Source organism: Aquirufa sp., from assembly GCF_044377215.1.
In the GTDB taxonomy this organism is placed as follows: Bacteria; Bacteroidota; Bacteroidia; order Cytophagales; family Spirosomataceae; genus Aquirufa.
In genome coordinates this window covers 116,980-141,014 of sequence record NZ_JBILJM010000002.1, presented here as the reverse complement: position 1 = coordinate 141,014, position 24,035 = coordinate 116,980, and the positions used below count along the sequence as shown (strand labels likewise).

General features: G+C 38.1%; 19 protein-coding genes. 11 read left to right on the top strand and 8 right to left on the bottom strand.

Annotated features, from left to right (window positions below):
* Positions 1-97 (top strand): IS3 family transposase (locus tag ACIQ6T_RS01795; RefSeq protein ID WP_395783617.1); only part of this gene is annotated, 97 nt, incomplete at its 5' end.
* 62 nt (positions 98-159) lie between these two features.
* Here the strand turns inward: ACIQ6T_RS01795 and ACIQ6T_RS01790 are convergent.
* Both ACIQ6T_RS01790 and ACIQ6T_RS01785 read right to left on the bottom strand, forming a co-directional pair.
* On the bottom strand, positions 160-2,340 hold the full coding sequence (locus tag ACIQ6T_RS01790; protein WP_395783611.1) for a sodium-translocating pyrophosphatase: 2,181 nt from the start codon (positions 2,338-2,340) through the stop codon (positions 160-162).
* 66 nt (positions 2,341-2,406) lie between these two features.
* Complete coding sequence (locus ACIQ6T_RS01785) at positions 2,407-4,953, bottom strand: DUF5686 and carboxypeptidase regulatory-like domain-containing protein (RefSeq protein WP_395783609.1); 2,547 nt, start codon at positions 4,951-4,953, stop codon at positions 2,407-2,409.
* Between the two features lie 79 nt (positions 4,954-5,032).
* Here ACIQ6T_RS01785 and ACIQ6T_RS01780 point away from each other — a divergent pair, with 79 nt between their 5' ends.
* Positions 5,033-6,232 (top strand): aspartate aminotransferase family protein, encoded by a 1,200-nt coding sequence (locus ACIQ6T_RS01780; protein ID WP_395783607.1) that lies wholly within the window; start codon positions 5,033-5,035, stop codon positions 6,230-6,232.
* Here the strand turns inward: ACIQ6T_RS01780 and trxA are convergent, their stop codons facing one another.
* The 3 genes from trxA to ACIQ6T_RS01765 form a co-directional block, all read right to left on the bottom strand.
* The gene (trxA, locus tag ACIQ6T_RS01775; RefSeq protein WP_395783605.1) at positions 6,233-6,556 is read right to left on the bottom strand and encodes a thioredoxin; all 324 of its coding nucleotides are present in this window, start codon (positions 6,554-6,556) and stop codon (positions 6,233-6,235) included.
* A gap of 69 nt (positions 6,557-6,625) precedes the next feature.
* Positions 6,626-10,189 carry a DNA polymerase III subunit alpha gene (dnaE, locus tag ACIQ6T_RS01770; protein ID WP_395783603.1) on the bottom strand — a complete coding sequence of 1,188 codons (3,564 nt, stop codon included), beginning with the start codon at positions 10,187-10,189 and terminating at the stop codon, positions 6,626-6,628.
* A 6-nt stretch (positions 10,190-10,195) separates the two neighbouring features.
* Entirely contained in the window at positions 10,196-10,879 is a 684-nt protein-coding gene (locus tag ACIQ6T_RS01765; protein ID WP_395783601.1) for a DUF2461 domain-containing protein, read from the bottom strand.
* 104 nt (positions 10,880-10,983) lie between these two features.
* On the opposite strand from ACIQ6T_RS01765, the gene trpS reads away from it, so the two are divergent.
* Both trpS and ACIQ6T_RS01755 read left to right on the top strand, forming a co-directional pair.
* On the top strand, positions 10,984-11,958 hold the full coding sequence (gene trpS / locus ACIQ6T_RS01760) for a tryptophan--tRNA ligase (RefSeq protein WP_395783615.1): 975 nt from the start codon (positions 10,984-10,986) through the stop codon (positions 11,956-11,958).
* Between the two features lie 3 nt (positions 11,959-11,961).
* Positions 11,962-12,507 carry a phosphatase PAP2 family protein gene (locus tag ACIQ6T_RS01755; RefSeq protein ID WP_395783599.1) on the top strand — a complete coding sequence of 182 codons (546 nt, stop codon included), beginning with the start codon at positions 11,962-11,964 and terminating at the stop codon, positions 12,505-12,507.
* On the opposite strand, the gene ACIQ6T_RS01750 is transcribed toward ACIQ6T_RS01755, so the two are convergent.
* Positions 12,483-13,484 carry an acyl-CoA reductase gene (locus ACIQ6T_RS01750; protein WP_395783597.1) on the bottom strand — a complete coding sequence of 334 codons (1,002 nt, stop codon included), beginning with the start codon at positions 13,482-13,484 and terminating at the stop codon, positions 12,483-12,485. The two genes, ACIQ6T_RS01755 and ACIQ6T_RS01750, sit on opposite strands and share 25 nt — an antisense overlap.
* A gap of 123 nt (positions 13,485-13,607) precedes the next feature.
* Between ACIQ6T_RS01750 and ACIQ6T_RS01745 the strand changes: the two genes are divergently transcribed.
* The 3 genes from ACIQ6T_RS01745 to ACIQ6T_RS01735 all read left to right on the top strand — a co-directional run bounded on the left by ACIQ6T_RS01745 (position 13,608) and on the right by ACIQ6T_RS01735 (position 16,789).
* Positions 13,608-13,958 carry a 4Fe-4S dicluster domain-containing protein gene (locus ACIQ6T_RS01745; protein ID WP_395783595.1) on the top strand — a complete coding sequence of 117 codons (351 nt, stop codon included), beginning with the start codon at positions 13,608-13,610 and terminating at the stop codon, positions 13,956-13,958.
* A 307-nt stretch (positions 13,959-14,265) separates the two neighbouring features.
* On the top strand, positions 14,266-15,402 hold the full coding sequence (locus ACIQ6T_RS01740; protein WP_395783593.1) for an outer membrane beta-barrel protein: 1,137 nt from the start codon (positions 14,266-14,268) through the stop codon (positions 15,400-15,402).
* Positions 15,403-15,442: 40 nt separating this feature from the next.
* The gene (locus ACIQ6T_RS01735) at positions 15,443-16,789 is read left to right on the top strand and encodes an ammonium transporter (protein ID WP_395783591.1); all 1,347 of its coding nucleotides are present in this window, start codon (positions 15,443-15,445) and stop codon (positions 16,787-16,789) included.
* Between the two features lie 226 nt (positions 16,790-17,015).
* Here the strand turns inward: ACIQ6T_RS01735 and mtaB are convergent, their stop codons facing one another.
* Positions 17,016-18,338, bottom strand: a complete 1,323-nt coding sequence (gene mtaB, locus ACIQ6T_RS01730; RefSeq protein ID WP_395783589.1) for a tRNA (N(6)-L-threonylcarbamoyladenosine(37)-C(2))-methylthiotransferase MtaB — start codon at positions 18,336-18,338, stop codon at positions 17,016-17,018.
* 92 nt (positions 18,339-18,430) lie between these two features.
* On the bottom strand, positions 18,431-19,444 hold the full coding sequence (locus ACIQ6T_RS01725) for a glutamine synthetase beta-grasp domain-containing protein (RefSeq protein ID WP_395783587.1): 1,014 nt from the start codon (positions 19,442-19,444) through the stop codon (positions 18,431-18,433).
* Between the two features lie 244 nt (positions 19,445-19,688).
* Here ACIQ6T_RS01725 and ACIQ6T_RS01720 point away from each other — a divergent pair, with 244 nt between their 5' ends.
* From ACIQ6T_RS01720 to ACIQ6T_RS01705, 4 genes are all read left to right on the top strand, one after another.
* A complete protein-coding gene (locus ACIQ6T_RS01720; protein WP_395783585.1) occupies positions 19,689-21,896 on the top strand; it encodes a glutamine synthetase III in 2,208 nt (735 codons plus the stop codon).
* 2 nt (positions 21,897-21,898) lie between these two features.
* Complete coding sequence (locus tag ACIQ6T_RS01715; protein WP_395783583.1) at positions 21,899-22,462, top strand: hypothetical protein; 564 nt, start codon at positions 21,899-21,901, stop codon at positions 22,460-22,462.
* Entirely contained in the window at positions 22,463-23,176 is a 714-nt protein-coding gene (locus tag ACIQ6T_RS01710; RefSeq protein ID WP_395783581.1) for an RsmE family RNA methyltransferase, read from the top strand.
* Between the two features lie 96 nt (positions 23,177-23,272).
* Positions 23,273-24,034: an acyl-CoA desaturase gene (locus tag ACIQ6T_RS01705; protein ID WP_395783579.1), complete on the top strand. Its 762-nt coding sequence runs from the start codon at positions 23,273-23,275 to the stop codon at positions 24,032-24,034.
* Position 24,035 lies beyond the last annotated feature (1 nt).

Sequence of the window (24,035 nt, the reverse complement as noted above, 5' to 3'; positions counted from 1 at the left end):
CTACCTTAAATACTATAATCATGAACGAATAAAAATGAATCTAAATGGAATGAGCCCAGTGGGATACCGAGCTCATTATGTCAAATCTATTGTTTAATTTTGTCCAATAAAATGGGTGCACCTCAAATTGAGGCCTTTTTTTATGAATATATTTTGTAACTAGCGTTTAGCCATAACCTTGACGATAGGAGCCTTCTCTAAGTGAGAAGCATGTCCTGCCGACTTCCCTACGTGAATGTACGGGGCGATTACTAACGAAACAATTGACATCAACTTAATTAATATATTCATCGAAGGGCCAGAGGTATCTTTGAATGGATCACCTACTGTGTCACCAGTAACTGCCGCTTTATGTGGCTCAGAACCTTTCTTAAAGATCTCACCATCAATCAATACTCCTTTTTCAAACGATTTTTTAGCGTTATCCCAAGCACCACCTGCATTAGACTGAAAAATTCCCATCAATACACCTGAAACAGTGACTCCGGCTAATAAACCTCCCAATACTTCTGGTCCCATGGTAAAGCCAACAAGCACTGGTACAGTTAACGCAATTGCACCTGGCAAAATCATTTGACGAATTGAAGCCTCTGTTGAAATAGCAACACATTTTTCATATTCAGGCTTAGCCTTATATTCCATGATACCTGGAATTTCACGGAATTGACGACGAACTTCATTAACCATTTCCATGGCCGCTTTTCCAACCGCCGAAATACATAATGCAGAAAAGATAAATGGAATCATTCCACCAACAAATAATCCAGCCAAAACATCAGCTTTGTAAATATCTATTTGCGTAATTCCAGAAATACCAACAAACGCAGCAAAAAGAGCCAATGATGTAAGAGCCGCTGAAGCAATCGCAAAGCCTTTACCCGTTGCCGCTGTCGTATTTCCTACCGCATCTAAATTATCAGTACGATCACGTACCTCAGATGGTAATTGAGCCATCTCTGCAATACCACCAGCGTTATCTGCAATTGGACCAAATGCGTCAATCGCTAATTGCATGGCAGTAGTAGCCATCATACCTGCAGCCGCGATAGAAACACCATATATTCCTGCAAAATGATATGAACCAATAATTCCTGCAGCCAATACCAAAATAGGTAAAACCGTAGACTCCATTCCAACAGCTAACCCCCCAATAATATTGGTTGCATGCCCCGTTCCAGATTTCTGAACTATTGAATCCACTGGACGTTTACCCATTGCCGTGTAATACTCTGTAATGATCGACATCAATGTACCCACTACTAAGCCTACAATAATCGCATAGAAAACATCCATTGATGAAAATGTCGTACCACGTAGGGTTAAACTTTCAGGCAAAATAGTAGTAACTAAGAAATATGAAGTGACAAATGTAATTGCGATAGACGCATAATTTCCAAGATTCAACGCATTTTGAACTGAATCCGTCTCCTTTGAAATACGCACAAAAAAGGTCGAAACTAAAGAAGATAACAAACCCACCCCAGCAATCAACATAGGTAATAAGACAGGGGAGAAACCACCATAGTTGTCAGAAACCTCAATTTCTTGACCTAATACCATCGTAGCCAAAATTGTCGCTACATACGAACCAAATAAATCGGCTCCCATTCCAGCTACATCACCAACGTTATCACCAACATTATCAGCAATAGTAGCAGGATTACGAACATCATCTTCAGGAATGCCAGCTTCTACTTTACCTACTAAGTCGGCACCCACATCAGCAGCTTTCGTATAAATACCACCACCCACACGTGCAAACAAGGCAATTGACTCTGCACCTAGAGAGAAACCAGCTAATACTTCGATTGCTGTTTTCATTTCCATTGAAGTAAGCGCTTTTCCTTCAGCAAAAATTTGGTAAAAGGCGATGAACAATCCACCTAAACCCAAAATAGCTAAACCAGCTACTCCCATTCCCATTACAGAACCTCCCGTAAATGAAACATTTAATGCTTTTGCAAGTGAAGTCCGCGCTGCCTCAGCAGTACGTACATTTGCTTTTGTAGCTACAATCATACCAATATAACCGGCAGTAGCTGAAAAAATAGCCCCAATTAAAAAGGCAATCGCAATTAAAGGTGATGAATGAATAGGATTTTCAGGAGTTCCTTCTTGTGTCCCTAACCAAGCAAGTAATATAGCCGTTGGAATTGCAAAATATGTTAAGATTTTCCATTCAGCTTTCAAAAATGCAATAGCTCCATCCGCTATATAACCGGCTAATTCCTGCATTTTTTCATTTCCGGCATCTTGTCTGGATACCCAACTAAATTTCCATGCTGTGTAAAGCAATCCCACCAAACCAAAAGCAGGAACTAAGTAAACAATTTGATTCATAAAGTTTAATTTAGATTATATCAAAAAAATTTAGCACAATTTAGGCAAAAAGGTGCAAATAAACAATTAGAATGGCAATCTGACAAGAACTTTCAATTTTTCAGGGACAACAGTACCCATCGGATAGACTAAATCAATACCTAAAATTTTCCCAATACCAGCCAGACCATAAGTAAGCTCTTGGTAATGAACCGTTTGAGAATTAACAGTAGTCTGAAGATAGGAATAACCTACTTTTTCTTTCAAGCCATAAAGTGCAAGAAAAGCATTCTGTGTAAATATAAATTTTCTAGGCTGCCACGATAAAAAAGCCTTAAAATGACCTCCAGGGTTTGATAGTGTATAATAAGGTAGGGCTAAAAAGCTTGTTTCACCACTAGAAACGTTAATCTCATTACCTTTAAAATGTTGGTAATCTAAAATCAATGATGGTTTATGAATAAAATGAGCAGCTGTAATTCGGTAGTTAAATTCCCCCCAATTAGCTAAAGATATAGACTGCGATACTTGAAAAGAAACTTTTGTAAACGGATTATCTCCTAATGCCTGTTCGTAACCACCAGTAATTGTAGGTCCTACCTCGTTAGATAATCTCCGGGATCCATTATATCGTCTCCAAGTAGCCATTGGTTGATAACGCATAAAAACATACGCATAAGCCTGTTTACTTGTCATAAAAGGTAATCCATTTGAAGCAAAACGACGTTCCTTAAAGAATAAACCATTCTCCTCCTGATTAACTAAACTAGTTCGAGACCTAAATTCCAAATCCGCACTGAGTCTCCATTTAGCATTCAATTGTAATGCATAAGAACCTTTAATAAAATCCTTCTGATAGAGCCTCAAAAAATTCTGCGATAAGAATAAGGCATAGTATCGATTAATATTAGCTAAAATGGGCTCCGTTGAATTAATTTGCTCCATGGTAGAACCGCCAGAAAGACTAACCCTTTGTCGATTCTCATCCCAATTACGAACGAAGTGTACAGATCCATTCAGTGCCTTTCTAGAAAAAGCATAGCGAATATCAAATCCAGTTTCCCAATAATCAGACAACTTATACGTATATCGATAATCTAAACCACGTCCTAAATGATATCCATCAACCGCATTATATCCAGACTGAATCCCACTCAATGTCAAACGAGCTCCTAATCCTTTCTGACCATACGTGTAGGTTCTAGCATTCACAATATCCCCAAATCGAAAACGAGGCAATGAGTTGACCGAATCCTTTAAACGTTTTTTCTCGTCTTGTACAGATAAACTATCGGCTTCTTTGTAACCTTTTACCTCAGCTTCTGTTAAAGGAACCTGACGTTCTGCTTCCCAATATTCCTCTTTTTTTATAGAGGCCGACGAATCAACTGTGATGGTATAATCAGAACTAAACTCTTCACTCTTCACTTCTTTCTTCTCTTCCTTATCTATTTCTTTCAGTACTTTCTTTAACTTTTTACGTGTCAATTCTTTCCCCAAAGACAATTTAGGAGAAGCTATTTTTTCTTTATTAATTTCTTTAGCCCAATCCTTATGCAAGCGTTCCTCGATAATCGTTGGCTTGACAACAAAAGCAGGATTAACTTTAATTGAATACTCTTTAACCTGCGTGATATACCGGAAATTTGCACCGAATCCCATGGCATCAAAATTTATATTCACGTCATAATTAACAGGCATCCAAACACCCTGAAACAAGGCGTTTTGTTGCTGAAACGTATAATATCCCTGTGAATTTCGGAATGCTAAACTGAAGGAATAGATACTCCAAGTATCTTCCACAATTGAAAGTGTGCCTTCAAATAAATCATTCGATGTAGACTTAGGTTTGACTTGAACCTTCGAAACCGTTTGACCATTTAACTGGAAACTACCCAAATAGGCGAAATTGTAAAAAGAAAACGCAGATGGCGAAATCGGGGAGATCAATGAGCCCCAAACCTTTGGCAAATAAAAATTCGTTTGCGTAATTCGTAAATTGGGAGCTCCCGAATTCTTTATTACAGCCGGTAGATTATTTCGATTTGAAAGTACTTTTTCATCTAATTTATTGGGCCGGGTATAAGTAATCTGATTGATTCCCTCTAATACATAGGTCGATCCCACTTTAATTCCGGCCTCCTTTTCCAACTGTTTACCCACGAGCGCATTCATGACTTTAGATATGGAGGTGATTTTGCCTGCTCCTTTGACATAGCCTTTAGCCGAATACCGATCAATTTCTTTTAAATGAAATGGGGCCATGGATATCATCCTACGCATTATTCCAATGGCTGGATCCTCCTTTAAACCTCCTACATTAACATCCTGAAGCGTTACCGCTTCTTCGGAAAGAATGACATCAAGCGCCAAATTTCCCGAAATCGTGACTTTATGTGGTTTAGGCGTGTGACCAAGAAATCGAAAAACAACTTCGTGTTCTCCTTTAGGCAATTGAATAGCATATCTAGCATCCTCATTTGCCAAAGTCCCCTTATTCAAATTTGTAACCCATATAGTAGCAAAAGGCAATATTTCGCCATTTTTATTTTTAACGACGCCAGATAAAGTTTGGCCTAAAACCCAAAAAGATGTAAACAAAATAAATAATAATGTAATTAGTGGCTTTTTCATAATGCAATACAAGGGAAAATCGGGCAAAACACCATACCAGAAACTGATAATTTGATAAAAGGCTGTAAATTTGGGATAAATGGAACTAACTAACCGACAGCTTTTTCAAAAATATACCGCTCATACGTCGGATGCCCCACTGGCCTTAGAAATTGTTTCCGCCGAACATATCTATTTAAAAGATAGCTCTGGTAAGTCCTATATCGATTTAATCTCGGGAATTGCCGTTTCCAATGTTGGCCATCGAAATCCAGAAGTTGTTCAAGCCATTAAAAATCAAGTTGACGCATACATGCACCTAATGGTATATGGTGAATATATCCAAAGTCCTCAAGTATTATTAGCTGAGGCTTTAGTTAAATCAACAAATTCACCAAAATTAAATCAGGTATATTTCACAAACTCAGGTACGGAGGCTGTTGAAGGAGCCATGAAATTAGCCAAGCGATATACGCGAAGAAGCGAATTTATCTCCTGTTTAAATGCCTACCACGGTGCTACGCAGGGAGCTTTATCCTTAGCCGGCGACGAAAACTTTAAAAATAGCTTTAGACCACTATTGCCTGATATCAAACACATCAGACATGGAAATATGGATGACTTAGTTCTTATAACAGCAAAAACCGCAGCCATAGTTATTGAAATCGTAGCCGGTGAAGCAGGAGTGAAGCAAGCCACAAAATCTTTTTTCAAAGCGTTACGCGAAAAGTGTACCCAAACAGGCTGCTTACTTATTATTGACGAAATTCAAACTGGCTTCGGACGGACAGGAACTTTTTGGGCCTATCAGGCCATGGAAATTCAACCGGATATTCTTTTAACGGCAAAAGGGATGGGAGGAGGAATGCCTATAGGTGCATTTATGGCCAATGAATCAATCATGCGAACGCTTTCTTATGAGCCAGTTCTAGGTCATATTACAACTTTTGGCGGACATCCAGTTTCATGCGCCGCTTCTTTAGCTACTATAAAATATATTCAAGAAGCTAATTTACTTGATCGTGTTGCCGTAAAATCCAACTTATTTAAGGAATTATTAATTCATCCACTAATTCAAGAAGTCAGAGGTGTTGGACTTATGATAGCCGTTGAAATGAAAGATTTTCAAACAGTTAAGGCGGTAATTGATACATGTATAGAAAATGGACTCATCACAGATTGGTTCCTATTCTGTGATAATGCCCTTCGAATTGCTCCACCTCTGGTTATCACAGAAAATGAAATAAAAATGGCTTGCAACATTTTGCTACAAGCCATGGACAAGGTCTATGAAAGCTAATTAAGCGTGCTTTAATAAAGTTTCTGACAAAACAGACTTTGGAATATTTCCACCTACTAAACGCTCCACCATTTCACCATTTTTGAATACCATTAATGTTGGAATCGAACGAATGCCTAAAGAAGCAGGTATCGCAGAATTTGAATCTACATTCATTTTCGCCACAATTGCTTGACCTTCCACTTCACCAGCTAACTCCTCCACAATAGGTCCAATCATTTTACATGGCCCACACCACTCTGCCCAAAAATCAACCAACACCGGGGTTGAAGTTCCAATTAATTCGCTAAAGTTGGCATCAGTTGCCTCTACATATTTTCCCATTTTCTAGATTATTTTAAAAATTCAAAATTAAAACATTTCACGTATAAGATTAAGTTCCCTTTCAATAATTTATGAAATTAATTTGAAGGTAACATTTTCTAAGTCAGTCAATTCAGCAATCAAAGGCTTACCGATCCGAATTTGCATCTTTCGTGATAGAAAATCCATCTGTAGCTTCTCTGCTTCATCAAAAACCTCAACCACAAGCTTTTTAGTGCCTTTATTTCTTTCAAGTACATCATGCAAATTATCCATTAAGGCAGGATTTAAATAGCGTAAATCTACCATAAGCTTCAATTCCTTCGTTCTTTCTTCTAGAATCTCAGACAGTAATTCGATGGATTGAATCTTAAAAACCATTTGCTCCATGTAGCGATTTTTTTGTTGGTACGACCCTTGAATATACAACATCCGGTCTTGACCTATAAATCGCTCAAATTCAATGTAATCCTTGCCAAAAAGCGCAAATTCATAATTACCTGAATAATCTTCCAAAGTGAAAATCATAAATTGATTTCCATTCGCAGAGGTGCGTACGTTTACTTTCGTAACAATGCCAGCTATAGATTGTACCGCATTTGGCCGAGAATCCAATAAAGTCGTATTTGAATTCGTAAAATTTTGAATCTCCACACGATACTCATCCAACGGGTGACCTGAAATATAAACGCCAACTACCTCTTTTTCATTTCGAAGTTGCTCCATCACAGACCAAGACTCAGATACGGGAATTTTAGGTTTAACAATGTCATTACCAGTTCCGGCTCCAAGTTCGCCAAATAGCGACTGCGTTGCTTCCGCTTTTAACTCGGCCATACGTGAAGCATAGCGAACAATCTTTTCAATAAACGTCGTATTCTCGTTATCCAATGCAAAGTAGTGCGCGCGCTGCACCTCAGGGAAACAATCAAAGGCACCTGCAAGCGCTAATGATTCTAAACTTTTCTTATTAACCTGACGAACGTTAATCCGTGAAACAAAATCGAAAATATCTTTATACTCGCCACGTAAATTACGCTCTTCCACAATCGCATCGACCGCAGCCTCGCCAACGCCCTTAATCGCACCTAGACCAAAACGAATTTGACCTTTTTTATTTACCGCAAATGAGCGCGATGACTCATTCACATCAGGAACTAGTAAAGTCAAGCCCATCCGCTTACACTCATCCATGAAGAACGTAATCTTTTCAATATTCCCTAAAGAATTTGAAAGAACCGCCGACATATATTCAGACGGATAATTAGCTTTTAGGTAACCCGTTTGATAGGCTACTAAACCGTAACATGTTGAATGGGATTTATTAAAGGCATATTGAGCAAATGCTTCCCAGTCGGTCCAAATCTTTTCCAACTTATCCGCAGGATGATTATTCGCTTGACCACCTTCCATGAATTTACCCTTCATTTTGTCAATCGTCGCCTTGTCCTTTTTCCCCATGGCCTTACGAAGCACATCGGCATCGCCTTTGGAGAAATTGGCCAATTTCTGCGATAATAACATTACTTGCTCCTGATAAACAGTAATACCATACGTGTCCTTTAAGTACTCTTCCATTTCAGGAACATCGTATTCAATCTTTTCTCGACCATGTTTACGCGCAATGTAATTTGGAATGTACACCATAGGTCCTGGACGGAACAAGGCATTCATCGCAATTAAATCAGAAAACTGATCGGGCTTTAAATCCCTTAAGTGTTTCTGCATACCAGGCGATTCAAATTGGAAAGTTCCATTTGTTTCCGCTCGTTGGTACAATTCATACGTCAATCGATCATCTAAAGGCAAATCATCCAAAACAATCGTTTCCCCATGATTCTGCTTGATCAATCGAACTGCCTCTTTCAAAATGGATAGAGTTTTTAAACCCAAAAAGTCCATTTTAATTACGCCTGCATTTTCAATGACAGAGCCATCATATTGCGTAATCAATAAACTGACATCTTTAGATGATGCGACAGGCAAAATATCTGTCAAATCAGAAGGAGCAATGATAATCCCAGCCGCATGTATACCCGTTCCACGAACGGAACCCTCCAATACCAATGCATTTTCAATCACTTCCGCAGGTAATCCACCTGCCTCTTTAATTTTACGTAGTTGTTTAACCTGTTCAATCTCATCAGAATTCAAGCCCTCTTTATCAGCCAAACTCTTATCCCCATTTAATGGCGCATTAAATATACGTTCTAAGGTAATTTTGGGCTTTTCTGGTACCAATTTAGCCAACGCATTTGACTCAGAAAGTGGAAGATCCAACACCCTAGCTACATCTTTTATCGACATCTTGGCTGCCATCGTACCATAGGTCGCAATGTGCGCAACCTGATTTTTGCCGTATTTATCTACAACATAATCAATTACTTTTTGGCGGCCTTCATCATCAAAGTCCGTATCAATATCGGGTAATGACTTACGATCCGGATTTAGAAAACGCTCAAAAAGCAGATTATATTTAATCGGATCTATGTTGGTAATTCCCAAACAATAGGCAACAACTGACCCTGCCGCCGAACCACGACCAGGACCCACATAAACCCCTAAATCACGCCCAGCTTGAATAAAATCGGCAACAATCAAGAAATAACCGGCAAAACCCATGGTCTTAATCGTATATAACTCGAACCGAATTCGCTCCTCAACGACCTGATCTATGTCGACATACCTCTTTTTCGCACCCTCCATGGTTAGATGCTCCAAATAATCATCTTGATTAAGGAATTCGGTCGGAATCTGGAAGTTTGGCAACATCACATCCTTTGTCAACTTCAAGGTTTCGACTTTGCCAACAATCTCATTGGTGTTATCAATCGCCTCAGGAACATGCGACCACAATTGGGTCATTTCTTCCGTTGTCTTGAAATAAAACTGATCATTATAAAAAGCGAAACGCTTTCCCTTCATGTCAAAATCACCCTCGATATCTTTATAGGTAGGAGTAGCTTGCTTTTCTCCCGTATTGATACATAAAAGAATATCATGGGCATTCGAATCTTTTTGATCCAAATAATGAGAATCGTTTGATGCGATAACTTTGACATTATACTTCTTAGCAAACTTTAACAAAACCTCGTTAACTGTCTGTTGTTCAGGTATATAATGATTTTGAACTTCGATATAATAATCTTCGCCAAATAGGTCCAGCCACCACTTAAATTCCTTTTCCGCTGCTTCTTCACCATCACGTAAAATCGCTTGCGGAACAGACGCCCCCAAACAACAAGTTGTCGCAATTAAACCCTTATGATATTTTAATACGAGCTCCTTATCAATACGAGGATACTTGGAATACATACCTTCCATGAATCCTAGCGAACATAATTTGACTAGGTTTTGATATCCTTCCGGATTCTTAGCCAGAAATAATTGATGATAACGCTTATCCTTGTCAATCTTCGTAAATGCCTGTTTATGGCGATCTTTTACCAGATAAAATTCGCAACCCACAATCGGCTTAACACCTTGTTTCCCAGCTTCCGCCACAAACTGAAACACCCCAAACATATTTCCATGGTCTGTAATCGCAACAGCTGGCATATTATCCTCCTTTGCTTTTTTAAACATCGAAGAAATCTTAGATGCGCCATCGAGCAAAGAAAATTGAGAGTGATTATGTAAATGCGAAAACTGCATAAAATATTAAGCTTTTAAAAAGGGTTCTTTATCAAAAAATGTGGCATTCAAGAAATCTAAAAATGGCTTTAAATGCATGGCGGCCAACATTAACTTCGAGGTAAAATCAGGTGAGACAAGTTCATTGTCTGAAAAATGATGCCAATAAAACAATTGCTTACGCCGCAAATAGACCTCATCAGCGGGATCTGGATCAAAACCTTTGGGAGTTTTTTTCAACAAATCACCTTCTGCTTCACCAAAAAGCTTAACAAATGAAGGAGATTCAACGATTCCTCGAAGTGTTGCACCATTATAATCTACTTCTTGGCGGTAAGCAGCCAACTGATCAGGTGTGGGATTATACATTCCACCACCTAAAAATGATTTACCACCGGGCTCGATGTGCAAATAATAATCCATGTAGCCAGACTTACGACCTCCTTCAGAGAAACTCGCCGAAAACCAAGTTTTATACGGATCTTTATTCTTTGAAAAGCGAACGTCGCGGTAAAGACGATAGGAACAGTGCTTCTTCAATACACCATCCATATTTTCAAAGGCGGAGAATTCCTGAATCAATTGTTCAATCAATCCATCAAATATGGCCTTTTCTGATTCATAACTAGCTTTATGCTCAGCAAACCACTCGCGTGAATTATGCTGTTTCAATTCCGATAAAAAAGCTAAAAGGCTAGGGGAGATAGACATGAATCATTGCACCAAAATAGAAACGAAATTAGCGATTCTTTCCCAAAATAAATTGGGAGAATTGATTGAATTTAATGATTTTTGTGAAATTTATTAAAATAGTCATTATGCGCATTTTAACAGGGATTCAGTCCTCAGGTAAACCACATTTAGGAAATATTTTGGGCGCTATTCTGCCTGCCATAGAACTTTCTAAAAAACCGGGCAACGAATCTTTTTTGTTTATCGCTGATTTACATACCCTGACAAGTTTACGTGATGGGGAACAAATTCGATCTAATACATTGTCCATTGCGGCAGCGTGGTTGGCTTTCGGTTTTGACACCGATAAAAATTACTTCTACCGTCAATCCAAATTAGCAGCCTATCATACAGAATTAATGTGGTACTTAAACTGCATCACACCATTTCCTATGCTTGCAAACGCGCATAGCTTTAAAGATAAATCTGCCCAAATGGCGCAAGTAAATGCCGGACTTTTCACCTATCCTGTTTTACAAGCTGCCGACATCTTATTATATGATGCCGAACTTATTCCTGTAGGAAAGGATCAACGCCAGCATATTGAAATGACACGCGACATTGCTGGAACATTTAATCGCATGGCACAAAAAGACATCTTTGTCATTCCTGAGGCAGCTATTAATGAATCCGTCATGACAATCCCAGGGGTAGACGGCAACAAAATGAGTAAATCCCTAAATAACTACATTGATATTTTTTTACCAGAAAAAGACCTGTTAAAACAAATCAAAAAAATCGAATCCGATTCAACTCCTTTGGAAGATCCCAAAGATCCAGCTACAGACATTACGTTTAAACTATTTAGCTTATTGGCCTTACCCGAAGAAACAGCTGAAATGCATGCCAACTACATCCAAGGAGGATATGGATATGGTCATGCGAAACAAGCTTTGCACGAAATGATGTTGCGTTATTTCAAAGATGCACGTGAGAAATTTGACTTTTATATCAACAATCCAGATGTGATTGAGGAAAAACTAGCCGAAGGGGAACGAAAAGTTGAACCTATAGCTAAACAAACCTTGGGAAGAGCTCGGGAACACTTTAAATTTTAAACGATGTTTCCAGCATGGGATCAAAACTTATTTAAGGTAATCAATGAATGGCATAGCAATTCAGTGGATCCAATTATGCAATTTTTGTCCGATAAATATGTATGGATTCCACTTTATGCTTTTCTTATTTGGAAATTGTTTCAGCATAATCGGAAATCAATTAAGGCTAGCGTTTTTTATTTAGTGCTAACGATTGTTTGGGCTGACCAAATTTCTTCTTCCATTTTAAAACCACTCGTTAAACGGCTTCGACCTAGTCATGTACCGGAATTCCAATCCTGGATTCATATGCCGAACGGACCAGGCGGACTTTATGGATTTTGTTCGTCTCATGCTGCAAATGCATTTGCAGTCGCCGTGGGATTCTATTTACTGACTCGAAACAAACCTTTAGGCATAGCATTGCTAATTTGGGCCAGCCTCATGGCGTATAGTCGGATCTATTTAGGTGTCCATTATCCGTTAGATGTAATCACAGGTGCAGTAATAGGCACAACTGGAGCGGTCATTCTGAAACAATTCGTTTACGACAAACTAGTTAAAAACTGATACGTATTGACACCATCAGCAAAATCATCTAAAGCGGGGTTTTGCGTTTGGCCAAATGGGATGTAGTCTGAACCTACGACGCACTGAATCTTTTCATCATTAATTGCCAACCAATCAGTAAGCTCTATTTCGCTAGTATATCGGGACACATGTAAAACGCCAACAGGAGATACCAGAGCATCGTTTTCAGTAACTATCAGATTACCTAAATCAAAATGTGGAATTTGATTCAGCAGATATAATGTTTTGTGATACTGGTAATTATTGGAGTACTTTGTATGGTCTAAAACCCAATCTTCTAATGTCAAAACATCAAACAAAGGGACTAAATCCATTGAATCAGGAATAGCTATTGTAGAAACATTCCGACAACCTAATCCATAATACATAAATATATCAGTAGCCAATTGCTTAAAATCATCAGCACTTTCATTTCCCGTAAGTACAGCTACAGAACTTCTATTTTTACGAATAAGATGAGGGATTTTGGCAAAATAATTCACAAAATATCCAGAAGAAAAATCAGATCCAGTGGCTATAACCGCATCAACGCCCGACATACGCTCTTGAATCTCCACTTTTTGTTCAGAATCAAATGAATTTATTAATTCGATATACATCGTCATTAAAGACCGATCTTGGGAGCTTAATTTAACGATGGCCTGGTGTCCACTCGCCACGGTCATGAGCAGATCATGCATACCAACGGCCGGCAGATTTCCAGGCAATATCAAACCCACTTTTTTCAGGTTCTCTTGTATTGGAGCTCCATATTGATCGAAAATATCCTCCCAACGCGAAGCATCTAAAAATTGTTCCGTTATAGCCTCCATCGCATTTCGAATAAGCAAATCCGAAAACCAAGCATTTTCATTTTTAGCTTTTTCTATAAATAATTCTATTTTATCCTGATTTGACGAATCAGAAAAGTATGATTTAAGAAATGAAACTAGCTTGACAAAACGTTCTTTCTTCATAATAGGAGAGCCATTTAATTAAATATGGAAACACAAAGTTCATAAAAAACATGAATAGTCATTATAAAATTTTTACTATTCAAAATTACTTACGTAAATTGCGTAAAATTTTTAATACTTGTTATGGCAATTATCATTACTGACGAATGTATTAACTGTGGAGCATGCGAACCCGAGTGCCCAAATACAGCCATTTATGAAGGAGGAGTAGAGTGGACGTGGGCTGGAGGTACTTCATTAACTGAAGTTGAACTAGAAGATGGTTCATCCATGGATGCTAAATCACCCGTTGACCCTATATCAGAAGAGTTCTACTACATTGTACCAGATAAGTGCACGGAATGTACTGGTTTCCATGAGGAGCCACAATGTGCTGCAGTTTGTCCTGTGGATTGTTGCGTTCCAGATCCGGATCATGTTGAAGATAAAGAGACTTTAGAACAAAAGAAAGCTTGGTTACACGCCGAAGCATAACTAAACAAAATATTCATTTAGAAAAAGCCCATCAATCGATGGGTTTTTTTTTGCCCCATATCAAATTAATCTAAGCGATATATAATTTTTCAAATATTCAAATTAGTAGTTTATATTTTTACTTATTTTTCTATATTTTTTGTAAATTCATTAAAATCAAGTTTAATTTTTAACCTAATTTTTATGTTTTTATGTTTTTTTTACAATTATTAGTTAATTTTTGTTTGAATATATTTGGATAATACAATTTATTGTCAAACCTTTGAATTGTAGTCAAGCATTTATAAACACTTAAACAATCCCTTTCATGAAAAAATCTATCCTAACAGCATTATTTGCGGCAACAGCATTTTGTGGATTTTCCCAAGAAAAAGAAGCTGAAGCACCAAAATTTTCTTTCTCAGGTTATATCGATTCATATTACATGTTGAATTTCAATAACCCAACTTCACGAAGCAACTTAGGATCTTCTGGATACGAGCGTGCATTCGATCAGAAATCAAACCAATTTTCGCTTGGGCTTGTTCAAACCAAATTTGGTTATGCGACTAAAAACGCGGATGTCGTAGTTGACTTAACATTCGGACCTAATGCTGATTTAGGACAATATGGAAACCTAGTTGGTCCATTAGGAAAAGGAAGCACTGCTTTGGCAATAAAGCAAGCCTATTTCAATTGGAAAGCGTCGGATAAATTAACCTTTACGATGGGGCAATTTGGAACACATATAGGATATGAAGTAATTGATGCTCCAGTTAACTATAATTATTCTCTTTCTAATTTATTCAACAATGGCCCATTTTATCACATTGGTGCGAAAGCGAATTATTCATTCAGTGATAAATTTGCTACCATGGTTGGCTTGGTCAACAATGTTGATAATTTAAATGACAACAACTCATCCAAAGGATTTATTTACCAAGTATTCACATCTCCAGCAGCTGGCTGGAACGTCTATGTAAATGGTATTTCGTCAAACGAATCTGCTCCCCTAGCTAGCGGTAAAGATGATTCTGGCAGTTACAATTTATTGGATTTAACTACTTCATATCAAATTACACCCAAATATTTAGTTGGCCTAAACGCCGCTTACGGATCTCAAACTGGTGATTTTCAAGGAGGCGGAAGCGTAGGAGATAGCAAAACATGGGGTGGTGTTGCGTTGTATTCCAACTATGCCATTACAGAAACATTTAGCTTAGGAGGTCGCTATGAGGTATTTGACAACACAAGTGGGGCGCGTTCATTGCGTGCGGCAGACGGATCAGGGACTGATGTTAACTCATTCACATTAACAGGAACATTTACAGCTGCAGATGGACATTTATTAATTAAGCCAGAGTTACGCTCAGATTCATATAAATCAGATCAATTTATTGATGGTGATGGCAAAGGTCAAAAATCTCAAACAACATTGGGAATACACTTTATCTACAAGTTTTAATTTTTAAGTAATTTTTATTCATAACTCAAAACGTACCAACATGACAACTCAAAAACCAAATTGGATACCGCTTCTTGTTTTAGTCGCCGTAGCCGTGCTTGCACTTTTCACAACTTCGGTTCCTGGAGTTATACCTACAGAAGGTTTAGATACAGGGGATACTGCTTGGATGATTGTTGCATCAGGCTTAGTATTATTAATGACACCAGGATTAGCTTACTTCTATGGTGGAATGGTAAACCACAAAAACGTTATCTCCACAATGTTACAATCGTTTATCGCCATGGGAGTTATATCCGTAATTTGGGTGGTTTTTGGATTTAGCTTAGCATTTGGCGATTCATTAGGTGGTTGGATAGGTGACCCTAGAACATTTTTTATGTTCAATAATGTATTTGATCACAAATTGTCTTTAGGCTCAACTGACCAATTAAAATTCACAATTCCATTTGCATTATTTGCCTTTTTCCAAATGAAATTTGCGGTTATCACGCCGGCCCTTATTTCGGGTGCTCTAGCCGAGCGTATCAATTTTCGTGCTTTTGTCTTGTTTATGATTTTGTTCTGTGTTGTCGTTTATGCTCCTTTAGCGCATTGGACGTGGCATCCAGATGGTTTCTTATTTAACTTAGGCGTTCTTGATTTCGCTGGAGGAACAGTTGTTCACATGTCGGCCGGCTGGGCTGCACTAGCAGGAGCTTTATACCTACGTCGCCGTAAGTCACACATCGAATCTAACATTTTGCCTCCAGCTAATATTCCTTACGTCTTATTGGGAACTGGTTTGTTGTGGTTTGGCTGGTTTGGATTCAATGCAGGTTCTGCTGTTGGCGCTAATGGCTTAGCTGTAACAGCTTTTGCAACGACACACGTTGCAGCTGCTGCAGCTGGGTTATCTTGGATATTGTTTGATGTATCACGAGGTAAGAAAGTATCTGCCCTAGGATTTTGTATCGGCGCGGTAGTTGGCCTTGTTGCCATTACACCTGCTGCAGGTTTTGTAACAGTTCCAGTTGCCATATTTATTGGTGTTGTTGCTGCTATTATTTCAAACATAGCTGCACATTGGAGAGCGAGTTCAAATTTGGATGACACATTAGATGTATTCCCTTGCCATGGCATAGGTGGTATGGTCGGCATGTTAATGACCGGTATTTTCGCTACATCTGCAGTTAACGCTGCTGTGGCTGAAAATGGCCTATTTTATGGTGAGACTACCTTATTCTTTAAACACTTATTGGCTTTAGCGATTGTTTCGGCGTTCGCATTTGGCTTGTCTTATATCTTATTGATTATAACGGATAAAATTATTCCATTACGTGTCAATGAAGAAGAAGAAAGATTAGGATTGGATATTTCGCAACACGATGAGTCGTTAGCCGAATAATCCAAACACGACAAAGCCGCAAGTAATGGTTCTTGTGGTTTTGTTTCAATTAAAAAGCCGGAGACTTTTAGTTTCTGGCTTTTTTGTTTTTGAGAGCTGAGAGGTAAGAGGTAAGAGGTGAGAGGTGAGAGGTGAGAGGTAAGAGGTAAGAGGTGAGAGGTGAGAGGTGAGAGGTGAGAGGTGAGAGGTGAGAGGTGAGAGGTAAGAGGTGAGAGGAAACTGACGACTAGCGACTAGCGACTATTAATACTTCGCCTTGAACATGACCAGTTTCCATAATGGATTTATATCGCACTGGTTGGATTGTATTAATTTGCAATGGATCATAGGGTACAGCGACACGAACATAATTCTCCGAAAACCCCTCCATCAAACCATTTTCGCTTGATTCCTCAAACAAAACAGAACCTGTTAGACTTAATTGACTCATATAAAAAGCGTGACGTTTTTTCTCAGAAAGTATGTGTAACATTTTTGATCGTTCTGCCTTTTGCATCCCGACTACCTTAGGCTGAATATCCACTGCATAGGTATTGGCACGTTCAGAATACGGGAAAACGTGCAAATAAGAGATGGCTAAAGAATTTAAGAATTCATATGTTTCAAGAAATAATTCGGGTGTTTCTCCGGGATGGCCAACAATTACATCAACGCCAATACAGGCGTTTGGCATAACAGATCGAATTTGAGAAACACGGTCAACATATAACTCACGTTGATACCTTCGCTTCATTAAACGCAATACTGAATTTGAACCAGATTGCAATGGAATATGAAAATGTGGCACAAACCGAGAAGAAGAAGCTAAAAATTGAATCAGCTCGGACGTCAATAAATTAGGTTCAATACTTGAAATTCGAAATCGCTCAATAGAGGATTCTGTATCAATGGCACGTACCAAATCAAAAAATGTTTCCACGCGTTTGCCCTGCTGTATACCAAAGTCGCCAATATTCACTCCAGTTAACACAATTTCTTTTACGCCATTTGCTGCTACCTCCTCAATTAGCGCCAATACTTTTTCAATACTATCAGAACGAGATTGTCCCCGCGCTAAAGGAATGGTACAATACGAACACGGATAATCACAGCCATCTTGAACTTTTAAAAATGTTCGCGTACGGTCATTAACGCTGTAGGAAGCATGATAATCTAAATCGTATCGAATCTCTGTGGCAATTAATTTTGGCAGATCTTTAACTTGTCGATTCAAATAGGGCGGGAGCAAGGTGGGCATTTGAAACTTTTCGTTGGCACCAAGCACAAGGTCAACTCCAGGAATCGAAGCAATTTCCTCTGGTTTTAACTGAGCATAACAACCTATAATAACGACCGTTGACGCTGGATTAATTTTTTTTGCCTCCCGAACTACTTTTTTACATTTTTTGTCGGCCTGCTCCGTTACACTGCACGTATTGATTACAAATAAATCAGGAGAATCCTGAAAATCGGCACGCATAAACCCCAAAGGCTCTAATGAACGAGCGATTGAACTTGATTCAGCAAAATTCAATTTACATCCTAATGTATAAAAGGCTACTTTCCGCATAACAAAAAATCAGGATGCAAAGGTAAAACAAAAATGGCGGGAATTCCCGCCATTTTTGATCATAAAAGTATATAAATGCAAGATAAATAGTCTTAAACTTTTGCTGTTTTAACTGTCTTAATAATACGGGCAGCTACTTTATATGGATCTGCGGCTGAATTTGGACGACGATCCTCTAACCAACCTTTCCATCCTTTTTCGACAACAGCAATAGGAATACGGATAGATGCTCCACGGTCAGAAATCCCATAAGAGAAATCATGAATCGATGCCGTTTCGTGTTTTCCTGTTAAGCGCATGTGATTATCAGCGCCATAAACCTCAATATGTTCTTTCACGAATGGAGCAAATGCTTGACAAATCGTATCATATGTGCCTTTATTACCAGCTGTACGTAAAGCGGTATTTGAGAAGTTAGCGTGCATACCAGATCCATTCCAATCTAATTCACCCAAAGGCTTGCAATGCCAATTGATCGCAACACCATATTTCTCTCCCAAACGCTCCAAAATATAACGACCTAACCAAATTTCATCTCCAGCTTGTTTGGCACCTTTAGCAAACATCTGAAACTCCCATTGGCCTGCGGCAACTTCCGCATTAATTCCTTCAATATTTAAACCTGCGTCTATGCACAAATCTAAATGTTCTTCAATAATCTCACGACCATACGCATTTTTAGCACCTACCGAACAGTAATATGGTCCTTGTGGTTCAGGATATCCATTAGCTGGAAAACCTAATGGCTTATTCGTTTCTGGATCCCAAAGAAAATATTCTTGCTCAAATCCGAACCAAAAATCATTATCATCATCTTCAATCGTAGCACGGCCATTCGAAACGTGAGGTGTACCATCAGCATTCAACACTTCACACATAACCAAAAATCCATCGCGTCGCGATGGGTCAGGACAAACATACACAGGCTTTAACAAACAATCAGAAGAACCCCCTTCAGCTTGTTGAGTGGATGAACCGTCGAAAGACCACATATCCAGGTCTTCCAATTTACCGCTAAAATTATTTTCAATTTTAGTCTTAGAACGTAAACTTTGGGTCGGCTGATAACCATCCAACCAAATGTACTCTAATTTTGATTTAGCCATGATTTTATACTTAAAATGATAATAAAAATACTTTTATAGGAATTATTGATACAAATTTAAACCAGTATTTCAAAAAAACAACAGAAAATTTGCCAAATACTAAAAAAACATAACCATTATTCTGAAAATCCGCAAAAATTCAAATAATCACCTACGTAAATACAATTTTTAAATTACTAGCCTAATCATTTAAATTATCCGGACATTTTGGTTATTTTTAACCTTCAAATTTTCACGAACAAAAATGGCTATAACTCGATTTAAAGCACTTGAATTAGCTCAAATGCGCGCAGGAACACCTGTTAAATTACCAACTGAAAAAGTAAGCGATTACTATGGAAGTATGACATTTAGTGATGAAGTCATGCGTTCTTTGTTATCTCCAGAAGCCTATTTGAAAATCAATACGGCTATTCAAACAGGATCGAAAATTGATCGTGATGCAGCTGATGAAGTTGCAGCGGCAATGAAATCTTGGGCGATTTCAAAAGGAGCAACGCATTACACGCACTGGTTTCAACCTCTTACAGGTACGACAGCAGAAAAGCACGACTCATTCTTTGATATCGATTTAAGCAATGGAAAGGCTGTAGAGAAATTTAAAGGTTCAGCGTTAGTCCAACAAGAACCAGATGCATCTTCCTTCCCCAATGGAGGTATTCGATCTACTTTTGAAGCACGCGGATATACAGGTTGGGATCCTTCTTCACCTGCTTTCATCATGGAAAATGCAGCCGGAACCGCTACTTTATGTATTCCGTCTGTTTTCGTATCCTATACAGGTGAAGCATTGGACTATAAAACACCACTTTTAAAGTCGATTGAATTGATAGATAAGGCATCCACAGCCGTTGTTAAAGAGTTTTTTAATCGGGATGTTAGTAAAGTCATTCCAACCTTAGGTGCTGAACAAGAATACTTTTTAGTAGATGAAGCATTATTCAATGCAAGACCCGATTTAGTTATGTCAGGTAGAACTGTATTTGGACATGCACCTGCGAAGGGACAGCAATTAGAAGATCACTATTTTGGCTCAATTCCTAATCGGGCAAATGCATTTATGGTCGACTTCGAAATCGAAGCACTGAAATTGGGCATGCCAGTACGTACACGTCACAACGAAGTAGCACCAGCTCAATTCGAAGTGGCTCCTACATTTGAAGAGGCGAATTTGGCATGCGATCACAATGCCTTGCTTATGGACTTAATGAATAAAGTAGGTTCAAAACACAAATTGAAAGTTTTATTTCATGAAAAACCATTCGCAGGAATCAATGGATCTGGAAAACATAACAATTGGGCATTAGCAACTGATACCGGTGTTAACTTATTAGCCCCGTCTTCTAAGCCAAAAGAAAACTTACGCTTTTTAACATTCTTTGTTAATACGCTAAAAGCTGTGCACGATCGGGCAGATTTATTACGAGCATCTATTGCGTCAGCTGGTAATGAGCACCGACTAGGCGCAAATGAAGCTCCACCGGCCATCGTTTCCGTATTTTTAGGTTCTACAATGAGCCAAGTATTAGATGATTTGGAAAACATGAGTGATATCGATGATATCACACTTGAAAAAGGTGATAATGTATACCTGAAATTGGGGATCAATAAAATCCCATCATTAATTTTAGATAATACAGATCGCAATAGAACCTCTCCATTTGCATTTACTGGAAATAAATTTGAATTCCGTGCGGTAGGTTCATCAGCTAATTCAGCTGCTCCAATGACTGTTTTAAATACAATCGTAGCAGATCAGTTAATCAAATTCCGTAAGGAAGTAGAAGTAATTTTAGAAAAAGGAATTAAAAAGGAACTTGCCATTATGGAAGTTTTAAAGCGATATGTCAAAGATTCCAAAAAAATTCGCTTTGAAGGAAATGGCTATTCTGATGAATGGGTAGTTGAAGCTGAAAAACGCGGCTTATCAAACCTAAAAACGACACCTGAAGCCTTGGCTGTATATGCGCGTCCAGAATCCATTGAACTATTCACTAAACATGGTATCTATTCCAAAGAGGAAATGCATGCACGCCATGAAATAGAACTAGAAAATTACGTAAAGAAGATTCAAATCGAATCGCGCGTAATCGGCGATATGGCAATTAATCACATTGTTTCTACTTCATTAAAATATCAAACTCAATTGGTTGAAAATGTAAAAGGTCAAAAGGAAATTGGTATTGATCCGCATTATTATGCACCAACAATCGAAATGATTAAAAAAATATCCGAATACACGTCATCAATCGTTCGATTACAAAGCGAAATGACTGAAGCGCGTAAAGAGGCAAACAATGTTGAAGATTTAGAGGAAAGAGCAACTATATATGGAACTAAAGTAAAAGGATACTTTGAGGAAATCCGATACTCTGTTGACAAACTCGAACTGATCGTTGACGACGATGAATGGCCTTTACCTAAATACCGTGAACTTTTATTAATTAAATAAATATGCCAAATACACCTAATCCAGGCTTTTCTATTGAAGAAATCCAAAATTTAAAAAGTCTGTGTGCTCAGGAAAAACGCTCATTTGTCTACATTGATGATGAAAATTTACCTATTGGCAATGATAACGAAATGGTTCATATTCAGTTTTTGGGTCATTATAACAAGCAGGAAGTTATATATGATGCGATGCTCTGCACCTTACAATTGCACTATTCAAGTGCTATTTATGAGGCCGCAGAAAAAGAGGTAATGCATCATTTTCCACTTTATGTACCTATCGAAAATAGAGATGAATCATATGTTGAAAATGAAGCTTTCGAAGAGGAAGTTGAAGTTATGATTCTCGAGATAATCGATGAACTTGAAGAAAACGACGAAGTCAAAGTAAGCGAATATATCGAAATTGATGAAAATTTCGATTTTGGTGTAGGCTTAGACGTTGCTCTTTATGTGCCAGCATTTGAAATTGATGTGATTGAAAAATTTATTTCTGATTTCAATGGAGGTACATTATCACTCGATCCATCCCGATTCTCATTCCGTTCAGAAGACCCTGAACTATAAATGAGTAAGTATATTTTTTATGCGCCCAACCCGACAAGCGAGAATCGACTCAGTGAAGAAGAGTCTTTTCATGCATGTCGGGTTTTGCGTTTAAAATCAGGAGACCCAATTTATCTTTTAGATGGAAAAGGAGCCAAATATGCCGCTATTTTAATTAATGTTGATTCTAAAAACACAACATTTGGACAGCTAACCCTCGTAGAAAAACAAGAAATAATACCGTTTCAAATACATATTTATGTAGCGCCAACTAAACAAATGGAGCGTATGGAATGGATGGTTGAAAAATGCTGCGAATTTGGCATTCATGGCATTCATTTTTTTACCTCGCGCAATTCAGAACGAAAAGAAATTAAATTAAATCGTTTAGAGAAAATCGCAGTTGCTGCTTTAAAGCAATCAAAAAATTTATTTCTTCCAGAAATAACTCCACTATTGCCATTAAACTCATATTTAGAGGCCTTAAAAGATTCACCGGAAACACAAAAACTGTTTGCACACATATCAGATCCCCCAGTTAAGACTTTGTCAAAACAGTTGAGGCTAAATCAGAGTTATCATATTTTGATAGGGCCAGAGGGGGACTTTAGTAACGATGAATCAGAAAAATTAATTTTACATAATTACATACCTTTCAGTTTAGGTAAGTCGATTTTACGTACGGAAACAGCTTGTTTAGCTGCAACCATAGGCGTTCACATTGCACATGATTAAATCTAAATCTGATAAAAATCAGAAAAATAAGTAGCCTTTAAAACGTTTAAAGGAAAAATGGTGTTTAAATTTGTCATTAAAAAATTAAAATTCTTTATGCAATTAGTACTTCCCGCATTTATCATTCATTGGTACATCTCGTTATTTAGTCAGACCTTTTTTCTTCACCGTTATTCAGCGCACAAAATGTTCTTGATGAACAAATTTTGGGAAAAGTTCTTTTACTTTTTAACCTATCTTTCACAAGGTTCTTCCTTCTTAAGTCCTCGGGCTTATGCAATTCTTCACCGCATGCACCATGCTTTTTCTGACACGAAAAAAGATCCGCATTCGCCTATGTTTTCAAGTAACGTCTTTACAATGATGTGGAAAACGAAAGATATTTACAATGCGGTTCTAAACAGAAAGCAAACAGTTGAAGATCGTTTTGAACATGATTATCCCGTTTCTAAAACAATCGAGAAAATTGGTGATTCATGGTATTCCCGTGTTGGCTGGGGCGTTGCTTATGCTTCTCTTTACATTATCGCATTTATTTATTTTGATATGCATTGGGCATTCTTCTTTTTATTACCGGTGCATTTCTTAATGGGTCCTGTTCACGGTGCCATTGTCAATTGGTCCGGTCACAAATATGGTTATCAAAATTATGATAATCATGACCATTCAAAAAATTCATTGGTTTTCGATGTGATCATGATGGGCGAGTTATTTCAAAATAATCATCATAAACTGCCTAATCGTGTCAATTTCGCCACGAAATGGTTCGAGTTTGATCCAACTTATCCAATGATAAAGATTTTGACTTGGCTTCGTATTATACGTCCCAATGTTAAGGATCCCAACGCAAAATTTTAAT